Source organism: Rheinheimera tilapiae (genome assembly GCF_042432165.1).
In the GTDB taxonomy this organism is placed as follows: Bacteria; Pseudomonadota; Gammaproteobacteria; order Enterobacterales; family Alteromonadaceae; genus Pararheinheimera; species Pararheinheimera tilapiae.
This window is the reverse complement of record NZ_JBHLXP010000003.1, coordinates 1-18,506: the sequence shown is the minus strand read 5'-3', so window position 1 is coordinate 18,506 and position 18,506 is coordinate 1. Positions and strand designations below refer to the sequence as shown.

At 52.0% G+C, this 18,506-nt stretch carries 13 protein-coding genes; 11 read left to right on the top strand and 2 right to left on the bottom strand.

All coding sequences use genetic code 11. From position 1 onward, the window contains the following. Positions 1 to 188 precede the first annotated feature (188 nt). The 6 genes from ACFFJP_RS11010 (at position 189) to ACFFJP_RS10985 (ending at position 7,971) form a co-directional block, all read left to right on the top strand. Positions 189 to 836, top strand: a complete 648-nt coding sequence (locus ACFFJP_RS11010; protein WP_377243535.1) for a peptidoglycan DD-metalloendopeptidase family protein — start codon at positions 189 to 191, stop codon at positions 834 to 836. 77 nt (positions 837 to 913) lie between these two features. Further along, positions 914 to 1,912 carry an RNA polymerase sigma factor RpoS gene (rpoS, locus tag ACFFJP_RS11005; protein ID WP_377243532.1) on the top strand — a complete coding sequence of 333 codons (999 nt, stop codon included), beginning with the start codon at positions 914 to 916 and terminating at the stop codon, positions 1,910 to 1,912. Positions 1,913 to 2,193: 281 nt separating this feature from the next. Then, the gene (locus tag ACFFJP_RS11000; RefSeq protein ID WP_377243529.1) at positions 2,194 to 3,642 is read left to right on the top strand and encodes a circularly permuted type 2 ATP-grasp protein; all 1,449 of its coding nucleotides are present in this window, start codon (positions 2,194 to 2,196) and stop codon (positions 3,640 to 3,642) included. A gap of 3 nt (positions 3,643 to 3,645) precedes the next feature. Then, positions 3,646 to 4,614 carry an alpha-E domain-containing protein gene (locus ACFFJP_RS10995; protein ID WP_377243526.1) on the top strand — a complete coding sequence of 323 codons (969 nt, stop codon included), beginning with the start codon at positions 3,646 to 3,648 and terminating at the stop codon, positions 4,612 to 4,614. Positions 4,615 to 4,637: 23 nt separating this feature from the next. Next, on the top strand, positions 4,638 to 7,070 hold the full coding sequence (locus ACFFJP_RS10990; protein WP_377243523.1) for a circularly permuted type 2 ATP-grasp protein: 2,433 nt from the start codon (positions 4,638 to 4,640) through the stop codon (positions 7,068 to 7,070). Positions 7,071 to 7,104: 34 nt separating this feature from the next. Next, positions 7,105 to 7,971, top strand: a complete 867-nt coding sequence (locus ACFFJP_RS10985) for a transglutaminase family protein (RefSeq protein ID WP_377243520.1) — start codon at positions 7,105 to 7,107, stop codon at positions 7,969 to 7,971. Between the two features lie 64 nt (positions 7,972 to 8,035). Here the strand turns inward: ACFFJP_RS10985 and mutS are convergent, their stop codons facing one another. Next, positions 8,036 to 10,612 (bottom strand): DNA mismatch repair protein MutS, encoded by a 2,577-nt coding sequence (gene mutS, locus ACFFJP_RS10980; protein WP_377243517.1) that lies wholly within the window; start codon positions 10,610 to 10,612, stop codon positions 8,036 to 8,038. Positions 10,613 to 10,646: 34 nt separating this feature from the next. On the opposite strand from mutS, the gene ACFFJP_RS10975 reads away from it, so the two are divergent. Both ACFFJP_RS10975 and recA read left to right on the top strand, forming a co-directional pair. Continuing rightward, on the top strand, positions 10,647 to 11,159 hold the full coding sequence (locus tag ACFFJP_RS10975) for a CinA family protein (protein ID WP_377243514.1): 513 nt from the start codon (positions 10,647 to 10,649) through the stop codon (positions 11,157 to 11,159). Positions 11,160 to 11,202: 43 nt separating this feature from the next. Beyond that, positions 11,203 to 12,261 carry a recombinase RecA gene (recA, locus tag ACFFJP_RS10970; protein WP_377243511.1) on the top strand — a complete coding sequence of 353 codons (1,059 nt, stop codon included), beginning with the start codon at positions 11,203 to 11,205 and terminating at the stop codon, positions 12,259 to 12,261. 104 nt (positions 12,262 to 12,365) lie between these two features. Here the strand turns inward: recA and ACFFJP_RS10965 are convergent, their stop codons facing one another. After that, positions 12,366 to 13,094 carry a transporter substrate-binding domain-containing protein gene (locus tag ACFFJP_RS10965; protein ID WP_377243508.1) on the bottom strand — a complete coding sequence of 243 codons (729 nt, stop codon included), beginning with the start codon at positions 13,092 to 13,094 and terminating at the stop codon, positions 12,366 to 12,368. Positions 13,095 to 13,444: 350 nt separating this feature from the next. Here ACFFJP_RS10965 and ACFFJP_RS10960 point away from each other — a divergent pair, with 350 nt between their 5' ends. From ACFFJP_RS10960 to metH, 3 genes are read left to right on the top strand one after another with little or no spacing between them, the layout of a single operon-like run. Further along, the gene (locus ACFFJP_RS10960; RefSeq protein WP_377243504.1) at positions 13,445 to 14,377 is read left to right on the top strand and encodes a homoserine O-succinyltransferase; all 933 of its coding nucleotides are present in this window, start codon (positions 13,445 to 13,447) and stop codon (positions 14,375 to 14,377) included. Next, positions 14,374 to 15,441, top strand: a complete 1,068-nt coding sequence (locus ACFFJP_RS10955) for a homocysteine S-methyltransferase family protein (RefSeq protein ID WP_377243501.1) — start codon at positions 14,374 to 14,376, stop codon at positions 15,439 to 15,441. The genes ACFFJP_RS10960 and ACFFJP_RS10955 overlap by 4 nt, the downstream gene beginning before the upstream one ends. Beyond that, positions 15,441 to 18,068 (top strand): methionine synthase, encoded by a 2,628-nt coding sequence (gene metH / locus ACFFJP_RS10950; RefSeq protein WP_377243497.1) that lies wholly within the window; start codon positions 15,441 to 15,443, stop codon positions 18,066 to 18,068. The genes ACFFJP_RS10955 and metH overlap by 1 nt, the downstream gene beginning before the upstream one ends. Positions 18,069 to 18,506 lie beyond the last annotated feature (438 nt).

The window sequence follows — 18,506 nt, the reverse complement described above, 5'->3', positions numbered from 1 at the left end:
CAACACTGTGGTGGCGTCAGGCCATGCTGTTGTGCTTGCTGGCGACTGTCAGCGGTTGTGGCACGAACAGCAGCCCGGCACCGGTTGATAGCTGGCAAAGCCAAAAAAGATCCGGCCTTGCACTGCAAGCGGATACCTATCAGGTCAAGCGCGGGGATACTTTATTTTCTATCGCGTTTCGCAATGGCATGGATTATCGCAGTCTGGCCAGGCTGAATCATATCGCTGAACCTTACATGATTTATGTCGGTCAGGTGCTGGTGGTTTCAAACAATAACAACGATGCAGCAGTTGTTCGAAAGTCAGGTCCAACAAGCCTTCGACCAAATAAGAATCATTCAAATTCAAACAGTTCGGCTCTTGCATCAAAAAGCGCTAAAGTAGTTGCACCGCAAAATCAAAAGCGTTATGGTCAAAATCAACGGGTCGTAGAACCCGAAAAAACCGAGAACATCACCATTAATGGGGACGTTCGACAATGGCAATGGCCAGTGAAAGGCCCAGTATTGGCGAAATTTTCCAGTCAGGAACACGGTAACAAAGGTCTTGATATTGGTGGTGCACTTGGTACACCGGTTAAAGCGGCAGCAGCAGGTCAGGTGGTATACGCCGGCAATGCACTGCGGGGTTATGGCAACTTAATAATCATCAAGCACAATGACGATTTTTTGAGTGCCTATGCTCACAATCACCGTTTATTGGTGAAAGAACGCGAATCGGTGGCAGCAGGGCAGACCATCGCTGAAATGGGTAATTCCGATGCAGACCGTATACAACTGCATTTTGAAATCCGCTATCGGGGAAAATCTGTCGATCCGCTGCGTTATCTGAAATAAATAACAGCACACATCGCATCACTCAAGAATGGATTTCTGGCATTGAGGCGTGACCCTTGTAGATCTGGGAGACGGATATGGGACAAAAAGACGAAGATGAAGTAGTTGATTTCAAGGAAGCGGAATTAACCGAAGACGTGGCAATGCTGGACGACGACGCCGCAGAGCCGGATTTGGCAAATCTTGCCACCGAAGAAGAAAGCACACCCGACGATGTGTTCACCCGTGACGATAGTCAACGCGCGATGGACGCCACACAAATTTACCTCGGCGAGATTGGGTTTTCCCCATTGCTGAGTGCTGAAGAAGAAGTTTATTTTTCCCGTTTGGCCCTCAAAGGTGATGCTGCTGCCCGCAAGCGCATGATCGAAAGTAACTTGCGGCTGGTCGTGAAGATCGCCCGGCGTTACATAAATCGGGGGCTGGCACTGCTTGATTTGATTGAAGAAGGCAATCTGGGTCTGATCCGCGCCGTGGAGAAGTTTGATCCGGAACGTGGCTTCCGCTTCTCAACCTATGCCACTTGGTGGATCCGCCAGACCATTGAACGCGCCATCATGAATCAGACCCGGACCATCCGGTTACCGATCCATGTGGTCAAAGAGCTGAACATTTATCTGCGTGCGGCTCGTGAATTGTCACAGCGGCTGGATCATGAACCTACGCCGGAAGAAATTGCTGCAGCGCTGGACCGACCGGTCGAAGAAGTTCGCAAAATGTTGAAACTGAATGAAAAAATTACATCAGTGGATACTCCGGTCGCCGGTTCTTCAGAAAAACAGTTATTGGATATTCTGGCTGATGAGAAAGAGCTGGGTCCGGAAACTGAGCTGCAAGATGCTGACATCCGGCAACATCTGGTGCTTTGGCTGGAAGAGCTGAATCCAAAACAACGTGAAGTGTTAGCACGACGCTTTGGCTTGCTTGGGTATGAGCCGTCAACGCTGGAAGATGTCGGCCGTGAAATCGGTCTGACTCGCGAGCGGGTTCGGCAAATTCAGGTCGAGGCACTACGCCGGCTGCGTGAGATCGTTACGCATCAGGGTTTGAACATCGAGACTTTGTTTCAGGAATAACCAGCGTGCTTTCCAGACAAAAAAGCGGGAATTTTCCCGCTTTTTTTCTGCCTGTTATTTCCTCTCACATCGCTGCAAGTATACTAACTTCACCCGCTTATTGGCTGATAAATGCCTGATTGAAGCCATCCCTGCTGACTGGCACAAGCCTTGCTCCTCTCGATATACAGTGTGCCTGATTGCACCAGAACAGCTCATGGCACACCGTATTAAATATGGACGTCGCTGAGCAGCAATGGACAGGCAGTTGACAGGCAGTGAACACAAAGCGGGGACACGTGATGGGGCAAAGTTTCAGCGGATATCCGCATTTAGCAAATTGTTTTGACGAGCTGGTGACGCCACAAGGCACCGCACGGGCGCCGGCTAGCGCAATTGCCCGTTTTATCAGGCAGCATGGCACGGCCGAACTGTTGCGCCGTCAACAGCAGTTGGACCAGACCATCCGTAGCATGGGTGTTTGTTTTACCTTATATAACGAAGGCCAGAACATTGATCGCGCCTGGCCATTAGACGTGATGCCGCGCACTATTCCATTGAGCGAATGGCGCCGCACCAGCGCTGGTCTGATGCAGCGCTTACAAGCGTTAAACCTGTTTATCGACGACTTGTACCACGATCAGCGTATTTTACGAGCCGGCATCGTGCCGGCGGATCTGGTGTTGCAGTCGAAGAATTTTCTTGCACCATGTCGGGGCGTGTCGCCCCCTTTTGGCGTCTGGTCCCATATCTGTGGCACCGATTTGGTTCGGGACGAACAAGGTCGTTTTTTGGTGCTGGAAGATAACCTGCGCGTCCCCAGCGGTGTGTCATACATGCTGGAGAACCGCACTGTGATGAAGCGGGTATTCCCGGAGTTGTTTGCCGACTCGACTATAGTGCCGGTCGACGACTACCCGCATCAGCTCTGGAAAATGCTGGCGTCACTATCGCCCAGACCCGGTGATGTGCCTTGTATTGTGTTGCTGACGCCCGGTATCTATAACTCCGCGTATTTTGAACACAGTTTTCTGGCACAGCAAATGGGCATTGAGCTGGCGGAAAACACCGATCTGCAGGTCGAGTCTGATGGTGTTTATCTGCGCACCCTGAATGGTCTGCGCCGTGTCGATGTGATTTACCGGCGGGTTGACGATATCTTTCTGGATCCCACTGTATTTAGGCCAGATTCAGTGTTAGGCGTGCCGGGCCTTTTTCACGCCTGGGCTAAAGGTCAAGTGGCAATAGCCAATGCGCCGGGCTCCGGCGTGGCAGATGATAAAGTCATCTACGCCTATGTGCCGCAGATTATTGAATATTACCTCGGTGAAAAACCGCTGATCGACAACGTCCCGACCTATCTGTGTTCCGACGAACAACAACGCGCTTATGTACTGGCTAATCTGGACCAGCTGGTGGTGAAACCGGCGAATGAATCCGGTGGCTACGGCATTCTGATTGGCCCGCGAGCGACGGAGGCCGAACGCGCGGGCATGGCTCAGGCCATCGTGGCAGATCCACGTAATTTTGTTGCGCAGCCGACTTTGCAACTCTCTACCGCGCCGACTTTGTGCGACGGTGTGCTGGAACCGCGTCATCTTGATTTACGGCCCTTTGTGTTGCAGGGCCGCGATCTGTATTGCAGTACCGGCGGGTTAAGCCGGGTTGCGTTACGACGTGGATCGCTGGTGGTAAATTCGTCGCAGGGCGGCGGTAGCAAAGATACCTGGATCATCAATGATGAGGTGTGACATATGTTATTAAAATCGGTAAATCATCTGTTTTGGCTGGGTCGTTATCTGGAACGGTTGGATGACACGGCTCGTCTGATTAACGCTACCAGCCACGTGTTGATCGACAGCCACCAGGATACGCAATTCGGCTGGCCAATTTTGCTGGACGTACTAGGGCAGGACAGCGCGGAGTTGTTGCAGAAGTTTCAGCAAGGCGAAGCGGCCTTATCGCTGGCAGAAACTGAACGCGCGGTGATGGCTTGTCTGATTAACGCCAGCGATAGTCCGGTATCGATCCGAGCGACCAGTACTGCGCTGAAATACAATGCCCGCACGATCCGACCTTTGATCCCGCGGGATATGTGGGAAGAGCTGAATGCGTTGGATCTGTTTTTACAGCAACATTGCAGCACTGCAGTCAGCCGGCAGCAACGCTATCAGCTGATGGCCGAAGTCAGCCGGCGTTGTCAGATGGTAGTCGGTGTATTGGATGGCACCATGCTGCGCGGTGATGCCTTTGATTTATTTAACATTGGCCGGCATCTGGAACGGGCTGATATGACGACGCGGATTATGGATGTCATGGTATTGCAGCAGTTACAGCCCACACAAATCAAAAGACCGAAGTTTCGCTGGTTGTCAGTGCTAAATGCACTTGGCGGGATGGAGTCGTACCAATATTATCTGGCACGACAAAAAGGCGATGTGGATGCGATTGATTATCTGCTGACCTATGCGGATTTCCCGCGTTCAATCAGTTATTGTCTGAACCGGGTCGCAGCATCGGCAAAAGCGTTGCCGCATGCTGCCGAGATTCTACAGGAGCTGCATCAGGTGCAGGCTTTACTGCGACCACAAGCGTTGTCTGAGTTGTCGACGGTGCAACTGCATGCACTGATTGACCAATTACAGGCCGGTATTATTGCGCTGCACCAGGTGATCCTGGCGCCGTGTCAGCAACCATTAACCGCCACTCAGCGCTCTGCCTGAGCGCGATAACCCTGAGGCTTTTGGTGACAGACCACAATTTCCCTGCAAGTACAAACCTCAGTCACTGGCTGCATGCATCTCAGGCCCGGCTACCGGCATTGTTTCGCGAGCTACAGCAGCAGTTACGCGAAAATGCTGCGGGTTTTGGCACGCATACCGCGCCTCAGCGTCAGCTGGACCCGCTGCCTCTGTTGATCGCTGCAGAAGAATGGCAGGTGCTGGAGGCGGGCATGCTGCAGCGCCAGCGCTTGCTGCAGGCCGTGCTGAATGATGTGTATGGTGCGCAGCAAACGGTACGTGACAATCTATTGCCGGCAGAGGCGCTGTTTCGTGCGGCTGACTATTTACTGCCAGCAGCGGGTCTATTGGCGCAGCCGATGGATTGGTTGCCACTGCTTAGTCTGGATCTGGCAAAAGATGCCGCCGGTCAGTGGTGCGTATTTGCGGATCATGCGGTGGTTCCGGCCGGACTTGGGCATCTGGTCGAGCACCGGCTAGCCTTTAATCATGCTGCGCCTTTGCAGGGCTTGGCGCTACCCAAGGCGCAAATCGCTGGGTTTTATCGCCAGCTGCTGCAGCTGCTGCAACAACCGCTGGCAGGGGAGTCCGAGCTGGAGGCCTTGGCGGGGCTTTGGATCACCTCAGTACGCAACGCGGATTATTTTGAGCAGGCGTATTTAGCTAATTATCTGGATATTGCGCTGGTGCATGGCGCCGATCTGACTTTTCGCGATGGCGCGCTGTGGCTAAAAACCCTGACCGGCCTGCAGAGTATCGGCGCGTTATTGCGGTTTTTGCCGGATCCGCAGTCCGATCCATTGGAGCTGGAGCCTGGCGCCGGTGGTTGTGCCGGCTTATTGCAAAGCATCCGGCAGCAACAGCTTTGTTGTGTGAATCCACCTGGCAGTAGCCTGATCGATAGCGGGGTTCTGGCGCCATTTTTGCCGCGGTTATGTCAGGCGTTACTGGGAGAAGCGCTGTTATTGCCGCAGGCCACAGCATTATGGCTCGGTGATGCGGAGCACTGCGCTATAGTCCTAGCAAACCTCACGGCCTACCGTCTGCAGCGAATCAGCAGCAAACAACACTATTTACCAGCGCAGCTGAACGCTACCGCATTAATGCAATTGTCAGCGCAAATTGGCGCAGATCCGGCCGATCACATTGCCATCGTATTGGCGGACATGCCGCTTGAGCCTTGCTGGCAGCCTGATACTGGTCCGTTTACTGCGGCCTGCACACTGCGATTATTCAGTCTCATATGCAAAGGCCAGTCCGGCAGTGTGTTGCCAGGCGGATATGCCCGGCTCAGCACTGATGGCTTGTTGCTACAGACGCCTCAGCAGGAAACTGCATTACCGGCGAGCGGACCGCAATTGGTCAAAGATGTTTGGGTGCTGGCAGATCGCGGCGTCACTACCAGTCTGCTACAAAGCAGTAGCGGCGCACTGGAACTGTCGCGCCACAGCGGCCTGGTGACCAGTCGGGTCGCTGACCATTTATTCTGGCTGGGTCGTTACAATGAACGATTAAACCAAATCTGCCGGGCGCTGCGGGCCGCATTAGGGCTGGCCAGTCAGCACCATGCCGATCCTCTGGCCGCGCAGGCTGATATGACGCCGCTATTGCGCTTTTGTTTGCAGGCCAATGGCCATGCAGGCGCACTTGATTTACCGCAGGTGCTGCATCAGTTGTTTGATCCGGCCCAGCCGGGGGGCTTATTTGCCATTTTGCAGTCGTTGTTATTAAACGCGCAGTCTGCCCGCGAATTTTTCGCCGCCGATACCTGGCTGGTGTTGGACAAGTTGCAACAAGCCCTGCGGCAATGGCCGCAACAATCGCTGCAGCAATTGACAGTACCAGGCGCCGCCGGCCAGTACTTGCGCCAGCTCGATGAGATTATCCTGCTGCAAACTGCATTGTATGGCCTGAACAATGAAACCATGAGTCGCACTCAGGCCTTGCGTCTGATGGATCTGGGTCAGCATATTGAACGCGGTATGCAAACTGCGGCATTGTTGCAAATCGTCTTTGTGCCGTCGCACGGTGAAGCAAAGCCATCAGCAGCGCTGATGGAAGCGGTACTGCGCCTGGCCGATACGGTCAATACTTACCGGCGCCGTTATCGTAGCCAATTACATCCGCTGGCGGTGATTGATTTACTGGTATTTGATGACAGCACACCGCGATCAGTTGGTTATCAGTGCTTGCGAATTCAGCGCCAGTGCGCCGACTTACCGGTACTGACGCCAACACCGGGTCTATCGGCCGGGCAGAGGCTGGCATTGGAGCTGGTAACTTTGTTGCAGTTAACTGAACCGCAATCGCTATTTGATACCGAACAAGGTGCAACGCCAGCGCTTGGCTTGTTACTGAGCCAAATCCAGCACCGTCTGAAGCTGTTATCTGACAGCATCACCTTAGCGTATTTTAATCATGCGCCAAGGGGCTATTGATGATGAGTATGTATTTTGCCGGCGCGGAGGTGCGATGCGATATCAGCTGAGTCATCTGACCCGTTATGGTTATCAGCGAACCATTGCCAACAGTTATAATCTGACCTGTTTGCGTCCGCTTGATTTACCCTGGCAGCAGTTATTGCAGTACCGGCTGACGGTCGAACCCGCGACTTGTGCTGACTATGCGCACCAGGATTATTTTGGCAATAGTCGTCAGTTATTACATGTGCTGGCTCCGCATCAACAGCTGGAAGTGCGGGTGGAGGCTGAACTGTCGGTCAGTCCACGGTTACTGGCATCACAGCTGGCGGATGGCGCTAGTCTGTTGCAGGCCCGCGATAGCCGCGCTGTCAGTGACGCTAAAGTTGCATTGTGTCGTCAGGCCAGCCGGAATATTCCCCATTTGCCAGCAACCACAGCATTATGGCAGCAGGTTTATCGGTCAGATCTGACCATGCTGCAAAACGTCGCGCAGCTTAATCAATTGATTTATCAAGAATTTAAATATGACCCGGAGTTCAGTACTGTGGTAACACCGGTCGCTGATGTCTTGGACCATCAGCGCGGTGTTTGTCAGGATTTTGCCCAATTGGCGATCAGCTGTCTGCGCAGTCAGGGGCTGGCGGCGCGTTATGTCAGCGGTTATCTGGAAACCCGGCCGCCGCCGGGGCAGCCACGCTTACAAGGCGCCGATGCATCGCACGCCTGGTTTGCCGTGTATGACCCTGTGCTGGGCTGGGTCGATTTTGATCCAACCAACAATGTACTGGCGGATGTGCAACATCTGACACTGGCCTTTGGCCGTGATTATGCCGATGTGGTCCCGCTCAAAGGTGTATTGCAGGGCAGTGGTGAACATCTGCTTGAAGTGGCTGTCGACGTAGTGGCGCTGGATTAAAACGAGTCACAGGGGTCCGGCACAGCGCATGCATCTGCTGCCGGACCTGCTAGGTAGACTGCTGTTATAACTGCCGTTTCAGCGCAAACAATAACTCCAGTGCCTGGCGCGGTGACAGGTCATCCGGATCCAGCTGTGTCAGCTGTTCCAGCACCGGATGTGGCGCAGGCTCCGCAAATAGCTCAGCCTGTGCCGGTAGTGTTGCCGGGCGGGGTTTGTCCGCCACCGGATGTTGTTGTTCCAGCGCCTGCAGCTTGCGCCGCGCTTGCTGAATCACCACTTTCGGCACGCCGGCCAGCTGGGCAACCTGTAAGCCATAACTCTTGCTGGCAGCACCATCCTGCACCTGATGCATAAACACGATATGTTCGTCATGTTCGACTGCATCCAGATGGATGTTGGCAACGCCCGGCAATAAGGTCGGCAGATCGGTCAGTTCAAAATAGTGGGTGGCAAACAGCGTCAACGCTTTGAGTTTGTTGGCCAGATATTCCGCACAGGCCCAGGCCAATGACAATCCATCGTAGGTACTGGTGCCACGACCAATTTCATCCATCAACACCAGACTTTGTGCCGTGGCGTGATGCAAAATGGTCGCGGTTTCGGTCATTTCCACCATAAAAGTCGAACGGCCAGAGGCCAGATCATCGGACGCGCCGACACGGGTGAAGATCCGGTCCACCGGTCCGAGCGTGGCGGCTGCGGCCGGCACAAAACTGCCGATATACGCCATCAGCACGATCAGCGCGGCCTGACGCATATAAGTCGATTTACCGCCCATGTTAGGCCCGGTCACCACCAGTAAATGCCGCGCAGGAGTTAACATCAGTGGATTGGCGATAAAAGGCTCGCTGGTCATTTGCTCAACAACCGGATGGCGACCCTGCTGAATGTTGATACCAATCTCGCTGCAAAGCACCGGCTGGCAATAATGCAGCCGCACTGCACGTTCTGCAAAGTTGGTCAGGACGTCCAGCTCAGAAAGGCTGGCAGCCAGCTGCTGTAGCGTTGCCAGCTCCGGTGCAACCAAATCAAATAACTGCTCGTAAAGCTGCTTTTCCAGCGCTAAGGCTTTGCTTTCGCTGCCGAGTACTTTGTCTTCGTATTCTTTTAATTCCGGGATGATGTAGCGTTCGTTATTTTTCAGCGTCTGGCGGCGGATATAATCGGCAGGGACCGCATCTGCGGCGGCGCGACCGGTTTCGATGTAATAGCCGGCGACTTTATTAAAACCGACTTTCAATGAGGCAATACCGGTACGGGCTTTTTCGCGTTGTTCCAGCTGTTCCAGATAATCAGTCGCGCCTTTGGCCAGCGCCCGCCATTGATCTAACTCCGCATGATAGCCCTCAGCAATAACACCGCCGTCACGGATCAGCACCGGTGGATTGTCGATAATGGCGCGTTCGAGCAACGCGGTTAGCGCCGGCATTGGTTCGCAATCTGCGCCAAGTTGTTGCAGTCGCGGGCTTTGCAATTGACTCAGGATCGGCGTCAGTTCCGGGAGCTGCTGCAGCGCCTGCCGCAAGCGGGCAAAATCGCGTGGTCGCGCACTTCGAAGTGCCAGACGGGCGACGATCCGTTCAATATCACCAATCTGTTTCAGCAGCGGCTGCAATTCCACATCAAATTGTTGCAGTTCAGCCACGGCCTGATGACGTTGCCCGACCGCCACCTGATCACGCAGCGGTGCGTGGATCCAACGTTTCAGCAACCGGCTGCCCATTGCAGTCTGACACTGGTCCAGTACAGCTGCTAAAGAATGGGCATATTGCCCGTTTAACGTCTGGGTCAGCTCAAGATTGCGCCGCGTCGCAGCGTCCAGAACGATGTGATCACTGTGTTTTTCCAGTGAAATGCTGCGTAAATGCGGCAGATTGGCGCGTTGCGTATCTTTGACATATTGCAACAGGCAGCCTGCAGCCATCAGCCCGAACCGGGCGTCCTGTACGCCAAAACTATTCAGATCACGTGTGCCAAATTGCTGGCACAAAGCGCGTTCGGCGCTGCTTTGTTCGAAATCCCATACCGGCCGCCGGCGGGCGCCTTTGCGGTCCAGGATCAGTGACGGCAACAGCTGGTCTTCACAGTACAGCAGTTCAGCCGGGTGTAAGCGTTGCAACAAAGCCGCCAGATCTTCTTCGCCCGGCAGTTCGGTCAGGACAAAACGACCGGCGCTCAAATCGAGATATGCCACACCAAATTGCTGTTTATGCTGATAAACGGCGGCGAGTAAAGTGTCCTGCCGCTCTTGTAATAACGCCTCATCGGTGACAGTGCCGGGAGTGACAACCCGCACGACTTTACGATCAACCGGGCCTTTGCTGGTCGCCGGATCGCCGACCTGTTCGCAAATCGCTACCGATTCGCCCAGTTGTACCAGTCGTGCCAGATAGTTTTCTACCGCGTGGTGGGGAACACCGGCCATTGGGATCGGTGCACCGGCGGACTGACCGCGTTTGGTCAGCGAGATATCCAGCAGAGCGGCCGCCTTTTTTGCGTCGTCATAAAACAGCTCGTAAAAATCGCCCATCCGGTAAAACAGCAAAATGTCCGGATTTTCGGCTTTTAAGGCCAGATATTGTTGCATCATCGGGGTGTGGGCACTCTGCGCTTGCCCGGTCTGGTTATCTGACGGCATAATTAAAGTTCTGATTTCCCAAAATGGTATGAAAATGACAGTTCCGGCGCACACCGAGACGCTGGCCTCGGCATTGGGGCAACTATTATTGCGGAAAAAGCTGACTATCACCACCGCCGAATCCTGTACCGGTGGCGGTATTGCTTATGCATTGACCGCGATCCCGGGTAGTTCAGCGTATCTGGACCGCAGTTTTATCACTTACAGCAATAAAGCCAAACAACAACTGCTCAGTGTGAAAAGCGCCACTTTATTACAGTTTGGTGCTGTCAGCGAAGAAACAGTGGCTGAAATGGCGAGCGGTGCCGCAGCGGCCGCAGCAGCCGACTGCGCCATTGCGGTCTCAGGGATCGCAGGTCCTGATGGCGGCAGTGCAACAAAACCGGTTGGCACCGTCTGTTTGGGTTTTTATCTGCAGGGGAAAGTTGCCACAGTGCGGATCCTGCTGCATGGCGATCGTTCAGCTGTTCGGCAACAAAGTATCGATTTTGCCTTACAGCAAATGATTCAGTTGTTGACAGCGCAAATTGATTCAACTACTGTATGAGCATACAGCATTTCAGGCGAAACCCTCTTTCCCGGAGTTCACAATGGACGACAATAAACAAAAAGCCCTCAGCGCAGCCTTAAGCCAAATCGAACGTCAGTTTGGTAAAGGCTCGATCATGAAGCTCGGTGACAACACCTCGCTGGAAATTGACGCAATCTCCACCGGCTCGCTGGGACTGGATATCGCCTTAGGCATCGGCGGTTTACCTTGTGGTCGTATCGTCGAGATCTATGGTCCGGAATCTTCAGGTAAAACCACGTTAACATTACAAGTCATTGCCGAAGCGCAGAAGCTGGGTAAGACCTGTGCCTTCATCGATGCTGAACATGCGCTTGACCCGATTTATGCCGGTAAGCTTGGCGTGAAAGTCGACGAATTACTGGTGTCGCAACCAGATACCGGTGAACAAGCACTGGAAATTTGTGACATGTTAGTCCGTTCTGCAGCGGTTGATGTGATCATCGTCGACTCTGTGGCGGCATTGACACCAAAAGCCGAGATTGAAGGTGATATGGGTGACAGCCACGTTGGCTTGCAAGCCCGTCTGATGTCACAGGCACTACGTAAGCTGACCGGTAATATCAAGCGCTCGAACACTTTATGCATCTTCATCAACCAAATCCGGATGAAAATCGGCGTGATGTTCGGCAATCCAGAAACTACTACCGGTGGTAACGCGCTGAAGTTTTATGCGTCAGTCCGTTTGGATATTCGCCGCATTGGCTCAGTGAAGGAAGGCGAAGAAGTTGTCGGTAATGAAACGCGTGTCAAAGTAGTGAAAAACAAAGTTGCGCCACCGTTCCGTCAGGCTGAATTTATTATCCAGTATGGCGCTGGTATCAGCAAAACCGGTGAATTGATTGATTTAGGTGTGGCCGAGAAACTGGTGGATAAAGCTGGTGCCTGGTATGCCTATAAAGGCAATAAAATTGGTCAGGGCAAGTCCAACGCGATGAAATATCTGGTGGAAAATCCAGCGATCGCACTGGAGATCGAAACCGAACTGCGTAAACGTTTATTGCTGCAACCAACCAAAGGCGCCGCAGCAGTGGAAGATGTAGTTCTGGCGGAACCAGCAGAGCTGGACGAAGAGTTCTGATTTAACACACTGTGGGCGATACCTGTTTACGCAGCTGTTGCCCGATGAAGACAAAAGCCCGTAAGGGCTTTTTGCATTTCTGTATCCCGTGAAAAATGACAAGCTCAGAAAGGCTGGTGTGCTGGTGACGATGTTGTTGCCGGAGTTGCACGATCAATCGTTGATTCGGCCTGATTGAGAATTTTGACAGAACCTGCTGGTAACATGAAACCTGCTTCTTGATATAACTGTCTTATTCTGCCGTTCTCACGAAGAATTTTTAACCCTTTATTCAATGCCTCATTGGCAAAATGCCCGTCAGGATGGGCTTTGCTGATAACAAAATGTCGGCTGTCATTTAATAAAATGGCGACGCCAGGCACCACTTTCAGTCGGATTTGTTCCAACTGGTATACACCCTTACTGTCGTGAAAAAATGGCATTAACATAAAATCAACCCAACGCATATGAACCATTCGCGCCTGACTTAACCACTCATCTTCTTGGATTAGTTCTTTTAATGGCAACGCGCTCATAGTTTGCCAGTCGGTGCGCCATTTTGGGGTGGAAACAGCGGTGAAGTTCCGCAGATCAGCCAGAGATTTAATTTGAAATACTGCGCTGTTGTCTGGGCTGCTGTAGATGCCGGCCAGATATTCGCCTTTGAGCACGACTGGCTCGCTGATAAAAACTTTGCCCGACATGGCTTGCGCGTCACTGAGCCAGTAAGTGTCAAAGCTAAGCAGTGAGTCACCACTTTCCAACATTTTAGTATTGCGGAAATTAAATTTTCCCGGCTGATAGTAAAAGCTTTTGTTGAATCCGCCCAATGCTAATGCCTGCTGCAATAACACCACATCCGCCACATCGCGTCGCATGGTGCTGCCGCGAAAGTCGACAATACTCAAGACTGAGCGACCGTTCAGAAACTTCAGGTAATCTTCATAGACATCGTCGCGGATATAAACCGGAATCTCAGAGGATTTAACTTGGACGCTTTGTGCAATGCAGCTCAGACTGATGAGCAACCCACATAAGCAAGCAAAAATTTTCATAATAGCTCCGGTACGAAAACAGCATTTCCAGCATAGAGCGGAAAGTTACGAAATTCAAAGCTACATATAGACGTCTAAACGTATAGAAGTTGACAATTTAAGCTGGTTTCGGCACAGTGACGCATCTTTTATGGTGATCTGGAGTAAGTATGCCGATTAAAGTGGTTGATCAGTTGCCGGCCGTTGAAGCCCTGTCGGCTGAGAACGTGTTTGTCATCACAGAAAGTCGTGCCCGCATGCAGGATATCCGCCCGCTGCGTATCGCGATTCTGAACCTGATGCCAAATAAAGTCGCCACCGAAATTCAGTTACTGCGTTTACTGGCCAACAGCCCGTTGCAAGTCGATGTGGAGCTAATCAGACTCGACAATCACGTCAGCAAACATACGCCGGAAAGTCATCTGAACTGTTTTTATCGTTATTTTTCTGATGTCCAACAACAAAACTATGATGGATTGATCATCACAGGTGCGCCACTTGGATTGGTCGACTATGAAGATGTCAGCTATTGGCCACAATTGTCTGAGATCCTGGCCTGGGCCGACCGTCATGTGACTTCAACGTTGTTTTTGTGTTGGGCTGCACACGCCGCGCTGTACTATTACTATGGCTTGCAGCGTGAGATCCGTGGCGACAAACTGTCGGGTGTGTACTGGCAAAAAGTGGTGCAACCACTATGTCCATTAGTCCGTGGCTTTGATGATAGTTTTTTGGTCCCGCACTCGCGTTACGCGCAGGTCCCTAAACAAAAATACCAACAGCATGCTGATATTCATGTGCTGGCCGAAGCTGACGTTACCGGCGCCTATTTATTGCAGAACTCCAGCGGCAGTCGCATTTTTGTGACGGGTCATCCGGAGTATGACTTAACCACGCTCAATGACGAATATATACGTGATGTCGCTGCTGGGCTGAATCCCAAAGTGCCGGAGAATTATTTCCGTGATAATGATCCGGCCAAAGGTCCGATGAAGCTTTGGCAAAGTCACGCTTTTCTATTGTTCAGTAATTGGCTGAATTATTATGTTTACCAGGCCACCCCATTCGATTTAAGCCGGGTAGGTGAAGGGAGAAACGCATGACAACTGACCGTCTGACAGCGACGCAGTTTAAGCAACTGCTGGCGGATCGTATTTTGGTACTGGACGGTGCGATGGGCACCATGATCCAGAACTTTCAGCTGCAAGAAGCTGATTATCGCGGTACGGAGTTCGCCGATTGGCCATCAGATCTCAAAGGTAATAATGACTTATTGGTCATCACTAAACCCGAGATTATTCTGTCCATCCACCGGCAGTATTTGGCGGCTGGCGCTGACATCATTGAAACCAACAGTTTTAATGCCACCACCATTGCTATGGCCGACTATGACATGTCACATCTGGCAGCGCGAATTAACCGCGAAGCCGCACGGCTTGCACGACAAGCCTGTGACGAGTTTACTGCGCAGGATCCGGCAAAGCCGCGATTTGTTGCCGGTGTGCTCGGTCCAACTAACCGGACTGCATCAATTTCACCAGATGTAAACGACCCAGGCTATCGCAATGTCAGCTTTGACCAGCTAGTCGACGCTTATAGCGAAGCGACGCATGCGCTGGTTGAAGGTGGTGCTGACCTGATTATGCTCGAAACCATCTTTGATACGTTAAATGCCAAAGCGGCGGCCTTTGCTGTGCTTAAAGTATTTGATGAGCTTGGGTTTAAACTGCCCGTGATGATCTCTGGCACCATCACAGATGCTTCCGGACGTACGCTGTCGGGCCAGACCACTGAAGCTTTTTATCATTCGCTGGCACATGTCGAGCCGGTGAGTTTTGGTTTGAATTGTGCTCTCGGTCCGGACTTATTGCGACCATATGTTGAGATCATGGCGGGGATCGCAGAGTGCGCAACTTCAGTGCACCCAAATGCTGGTTTACCCAATGAATTTGGTGAATATGATCTTGGTGCTGCTGAGATGGCTGCAGAGATTAAAGACTGGGCGACGCACGACTTTATTAATATCGTCGGCGGTTGTTGTGGCACCACACCGGAACATATCCGTGTCATTGCTGATGTGGTTGCTGGTTTGCCACCACGCCAGCCGAAGCCGGTCAGTCACAGTTTTAACCTAGCTGGCCTCGAAGCCTTTTCTCTGGAGTGGTGATGCAACAACAAGCCCGATTTATCAACATTGGTGAGCGTACCAACGTCACGGGATCTGCCCGCTTCAAGAAACTGATTATGGACGGCAAGTACGAAGCGGCATTAGATGTAGCGCGTCAGCAGGTCGTCAGCGGTGCACAGATCATTGATATCAACATGGATGAAGCGATGCTCGACAGCAAAGCCGCCATGGTGCGTTATCTGAATCTATTAGCCAGCGAGCCGGATATTGCCCGGGTGCCAATTATGGTCGATTCCTCCAAGTGGGAAGTGATCGAAGCGGCACTGAAATGCATTCAGGGCAAGGCCGTGGTGAACTCGATTTCATTAAAAGAAGGCGAAGCACCGTTTCTCCAGCAAGCGAAGTTATTACGTCGTTATGGTGCAGCTGTTGTAGTGATGGCGTTTGATGAAGTCGGTCAGGCTGATACTAAAGCTCGCAAGGTAGAGATTTGTCAGCGCGCCTATAAAATTCTGGTCGAGCAAATTGGATTTCCGCCGCAGGACATTATTTTTGACCCGAATATCTTTGCGGTTGCCACCGGTATTGAAGAACACAACAACTATGCGGTCGATTTTATCGAAGCAACCCGCGAGATTAAGCGATTGTGCCCACATGCCAAAATCTCTGGTGGTGTCTCCAACGTGTCATTTTCATTCCGCGGGAATGATCCGGTCCGTGAAGCAATCCATTCTGTGTTTTTGTATCACGCTATTAAAGCGGGTATGGATATGGGGATTGTTAATGCCGGGCAGTTGGCGGTGTACGACGATATTCCGGAATTGCTGAAAGAACGCGTAGAAGACGTAGTGCTGAACCGGCGTGATGATGCCACCGAGCGTTTATTGGAAGTAGCGGCTCAGTTTCACGGTAAAGGTACGGTCGCTGTCAAAGAAGATAATGCCTGGCGCAGCTGGCCTGTCACTAAGCGGCTTGAGCATGCACTGGTCAAAGGTATCACCGATTTTATCGACGAAGATACTGAAGAAGCCCGGCAGAGTGTCGAGCGTCCGCTGCATGTGATTGAAGGTCCGCTGATGGATGGTATGAATGTCGTCGGCGATTTGTTCGGTGAAGGCAAAATGTTTTTGCCGCAGGTGGTCAAGTCTGCCCGCGTGATGAAAAAAGCAGTCGCCTACTTACAACCATATATAGAAGCAGAAAAAGCCGGCACCGGCGCGACCACACAAGGCAAAGTCTTGATGGCAACGGTTAAAGGCGACGTGCATGATATCGGTAAGAACATCGTCGGCGTAGTCCTGCAATGCAACAACTATGAAGTGATCGATCTTGGTGTGATGGTGCCCTGTGCGACCTTGCTGCAAAAGGCTAAAGAGCTGAATGTCGATGTGATAGGTCTGTCGGGTCTTATTACGCCGTCGTTGGACGAAATGGTGCATGTGGCCAAAGAAATGACACGGTTAGGATTTACCGTGCCGCTGTTAATCGGCGGCGCGACTACGTCCAAGGCCCATACTGCAATCAAAATCGCCCCGCACTACGCCCATGGTGTGGTGTATGTGCCAAACGCCTCGCGCAGTGTCTCTGTGGTGCAGTCATTGATTAGTGCCGAACATAAACCGGATTATCTGGCGCGCGTACAGGATGAATATGTTCGTGTGATTGAACAGCATCAACGCAGTCGTAAACACGAAGAAATGCTGTCATTGGAACAGGCCCGAGCCAATCGTTTCCCGCTGGACCTAGATAAAGTAGCGGCGGCGCCACAGCGCCCCGGTGTGCATGTCTGGCACGACGTTGACCTGCAGGTACTGCGTGATTACATCGACTGGACGCCATTTTTCCTGACCTGGCAATTATCCGGTAAATTCCCGGCCATCCTGAATCATGCAGAAGTGGGGCTGGAAGCACGCCGGGTATATCAGGATGCTAATGCGCTGTTGGACCGGATGATTGCAGAACGCCGGATCTCCGGCAAAGCGGTATTTGGTTTGTTTCCGGCGAACAGCGACGGTGACGACATTATTGTCTGGACAGATGAGAGTCGTAGCACAGAACGGTGCCGCTTATATAATCTGCGTCAGCAAGTCGCTCTGCGTAACAATGCGCCGAATTGTTGTATGGCCGATTTTGTCGCGCCGGTAGATTCGGGGATTGCCGATTATATCGGGGCTTTCGCTGTCAGCACCGGTTATGGTGCAGATGAGTACGCCGCAGAGTTTGCCAAGGCGCATGATGATTACAACAGTATTATGGTGAAAGCGCTGGCCGATCGCCTGGCCGAAGCGTTAGCTGAGTACCTGCATCTGAAGGTTCGGAAAGAATACTGGGGTTATGCGGCAAATGAGCAACTGGATAACGAGCAGCTGATTCGTGAAGCTTATCAGGGGATCCGGCCGGCGCCTGGATATCCGGCTTGTCCCGAACACACAGAAAAAGGTACGTTGTTCTCGTTATTAGATGCAGAAGCGCAAATCGGCATGTTACTGACCGAAAGCTACGCGATGTGGCCAGGTGCAGCAGTATCTGGCTGGTACTTGTCTCATCCGGATAGCAAATACTTCGCGGTCAGTAAGATTGGTGAAGATCAGCTGGAACAATATGCGGCCAAGAAAGGTTGGAACCGACAAGAAGCAGAAAGCTGGTTAGCGCCCAATCTACGTTAACGTCAATTTACTGCTATATATAGTAGATATAAGAAGCCAATCGTTGCCGCGATTGGCTTCTTTGTCTGGCAAAGCTGAAATTACCGACAGTTGTTTATCATAAAAACAGCAGTTCGCACAAAAAGCGTGCGAACGATCGCAAAAGCGTAACTTTTCTCAAATTTAGTCTTGCGCGAGATTTAAAACGACCTATAATGCGCGCCATGCCGACGGGGTGAAGCGAAACGCGAAACGCCGGGTGAGTTTGAAAAGTGAAAAATAGTCGATAAAAAGACGCTTGACACGAATTAAAAACTGACTAAAATGGCCGCCTCGCAGCGAGGTTGGCGTGAAAGCCTCGAAATCGCAAGTGAGGTAAGTAAGTAGGTTGAGCAGAGTAGTTTATTTAAATAGTAAATTTCTCTGCTTGACTTAAAATCTGGGAAGTGTAAGATACGC

What these genes read in the sequence shown, in the direction of transcription:
- recA (WP_377243511.1), top strand. Translation starts at nt 11,203, where the DNA reads ATGGACGACAATAAACAAAAAGCCCTCAGCGCAGCCTTAAGCCAAATC.
- rpoS (WP_377243532.1), top strand. Translation starts at nt 914, where the DNA reads ATGGGACAAAAAGACGAAGATGAAGTAGTTGATTTCAAGGAAGCGGAA.
- ACFFJP_RS10985 (WP_377243520.1), top strand. Translation starts at nt 7,105, where the DNA reads ATGCGATATCAGCTGAGTCATCTGACCCGTTATGGTTATCAGCGAACC.
- ACFFJP_RS10960 (WP_377243504.1), top strand. Translation starts at nt 13,445, where the DNA reads ATGCCGATTAAAGTGGTTGATCAGTTGCCGGCCGTTGAAGCCCTGTCG.
- ACFFJP_RS10975 (WP_377243514.1), top strand. Translation starts at nt 10,647, where the DNA reads ATGACAGTTCCGGCGCACACCGAGACGCTGGCCTCGGCATTGGGGCAA.
- ACFFJP_RS11010 (WP_377243535.1), top strand. Translation starts at nt 189, where the DNA reads ATGGATTATCGCAGTCTGGCCAGGCTGAATCATATCGCTGAACCTTAC.
- ACFFJP_RS10955 (WP_377243501.1), top strand. Translation starts at nt 14,374, where the DNA reads ATGACAACTGACCGTCTGACAGCGACGCAGTTTAAGCAACTGCTGGCG.
- ACFFJP_RS11000 (WP_377243529.1), top strand. Translation starts at nt 2,194, where the DNA reads ATGGGGCAAAGTTTCAGCGGATATCCGCATTTAGCAAATTGTTTTGAC.
- ACFFJP_RS10995 (WP_377243526.1), top strand. Translation starts at nt 3,646, where the DNA reads ATGTTATTAAAATCGGTAAATCATCTGTTTTGGCTGGGTCGTTATCTG.
- metH (WP_377243497.1), top strand. Translation starts at nt 15,441, where the DNA reads ATGCAACAACAAGCCCGATTTATCAACATTGGTGAGCGTACCAACGTC.
- mutS (WP_377243517.1), bottom strand. Translation starts at nt 10,612, where the DNA reads ATGCCGTCAGATAACCAGACCGGGCAAGCGCAGAGTGCCCACACCCCG.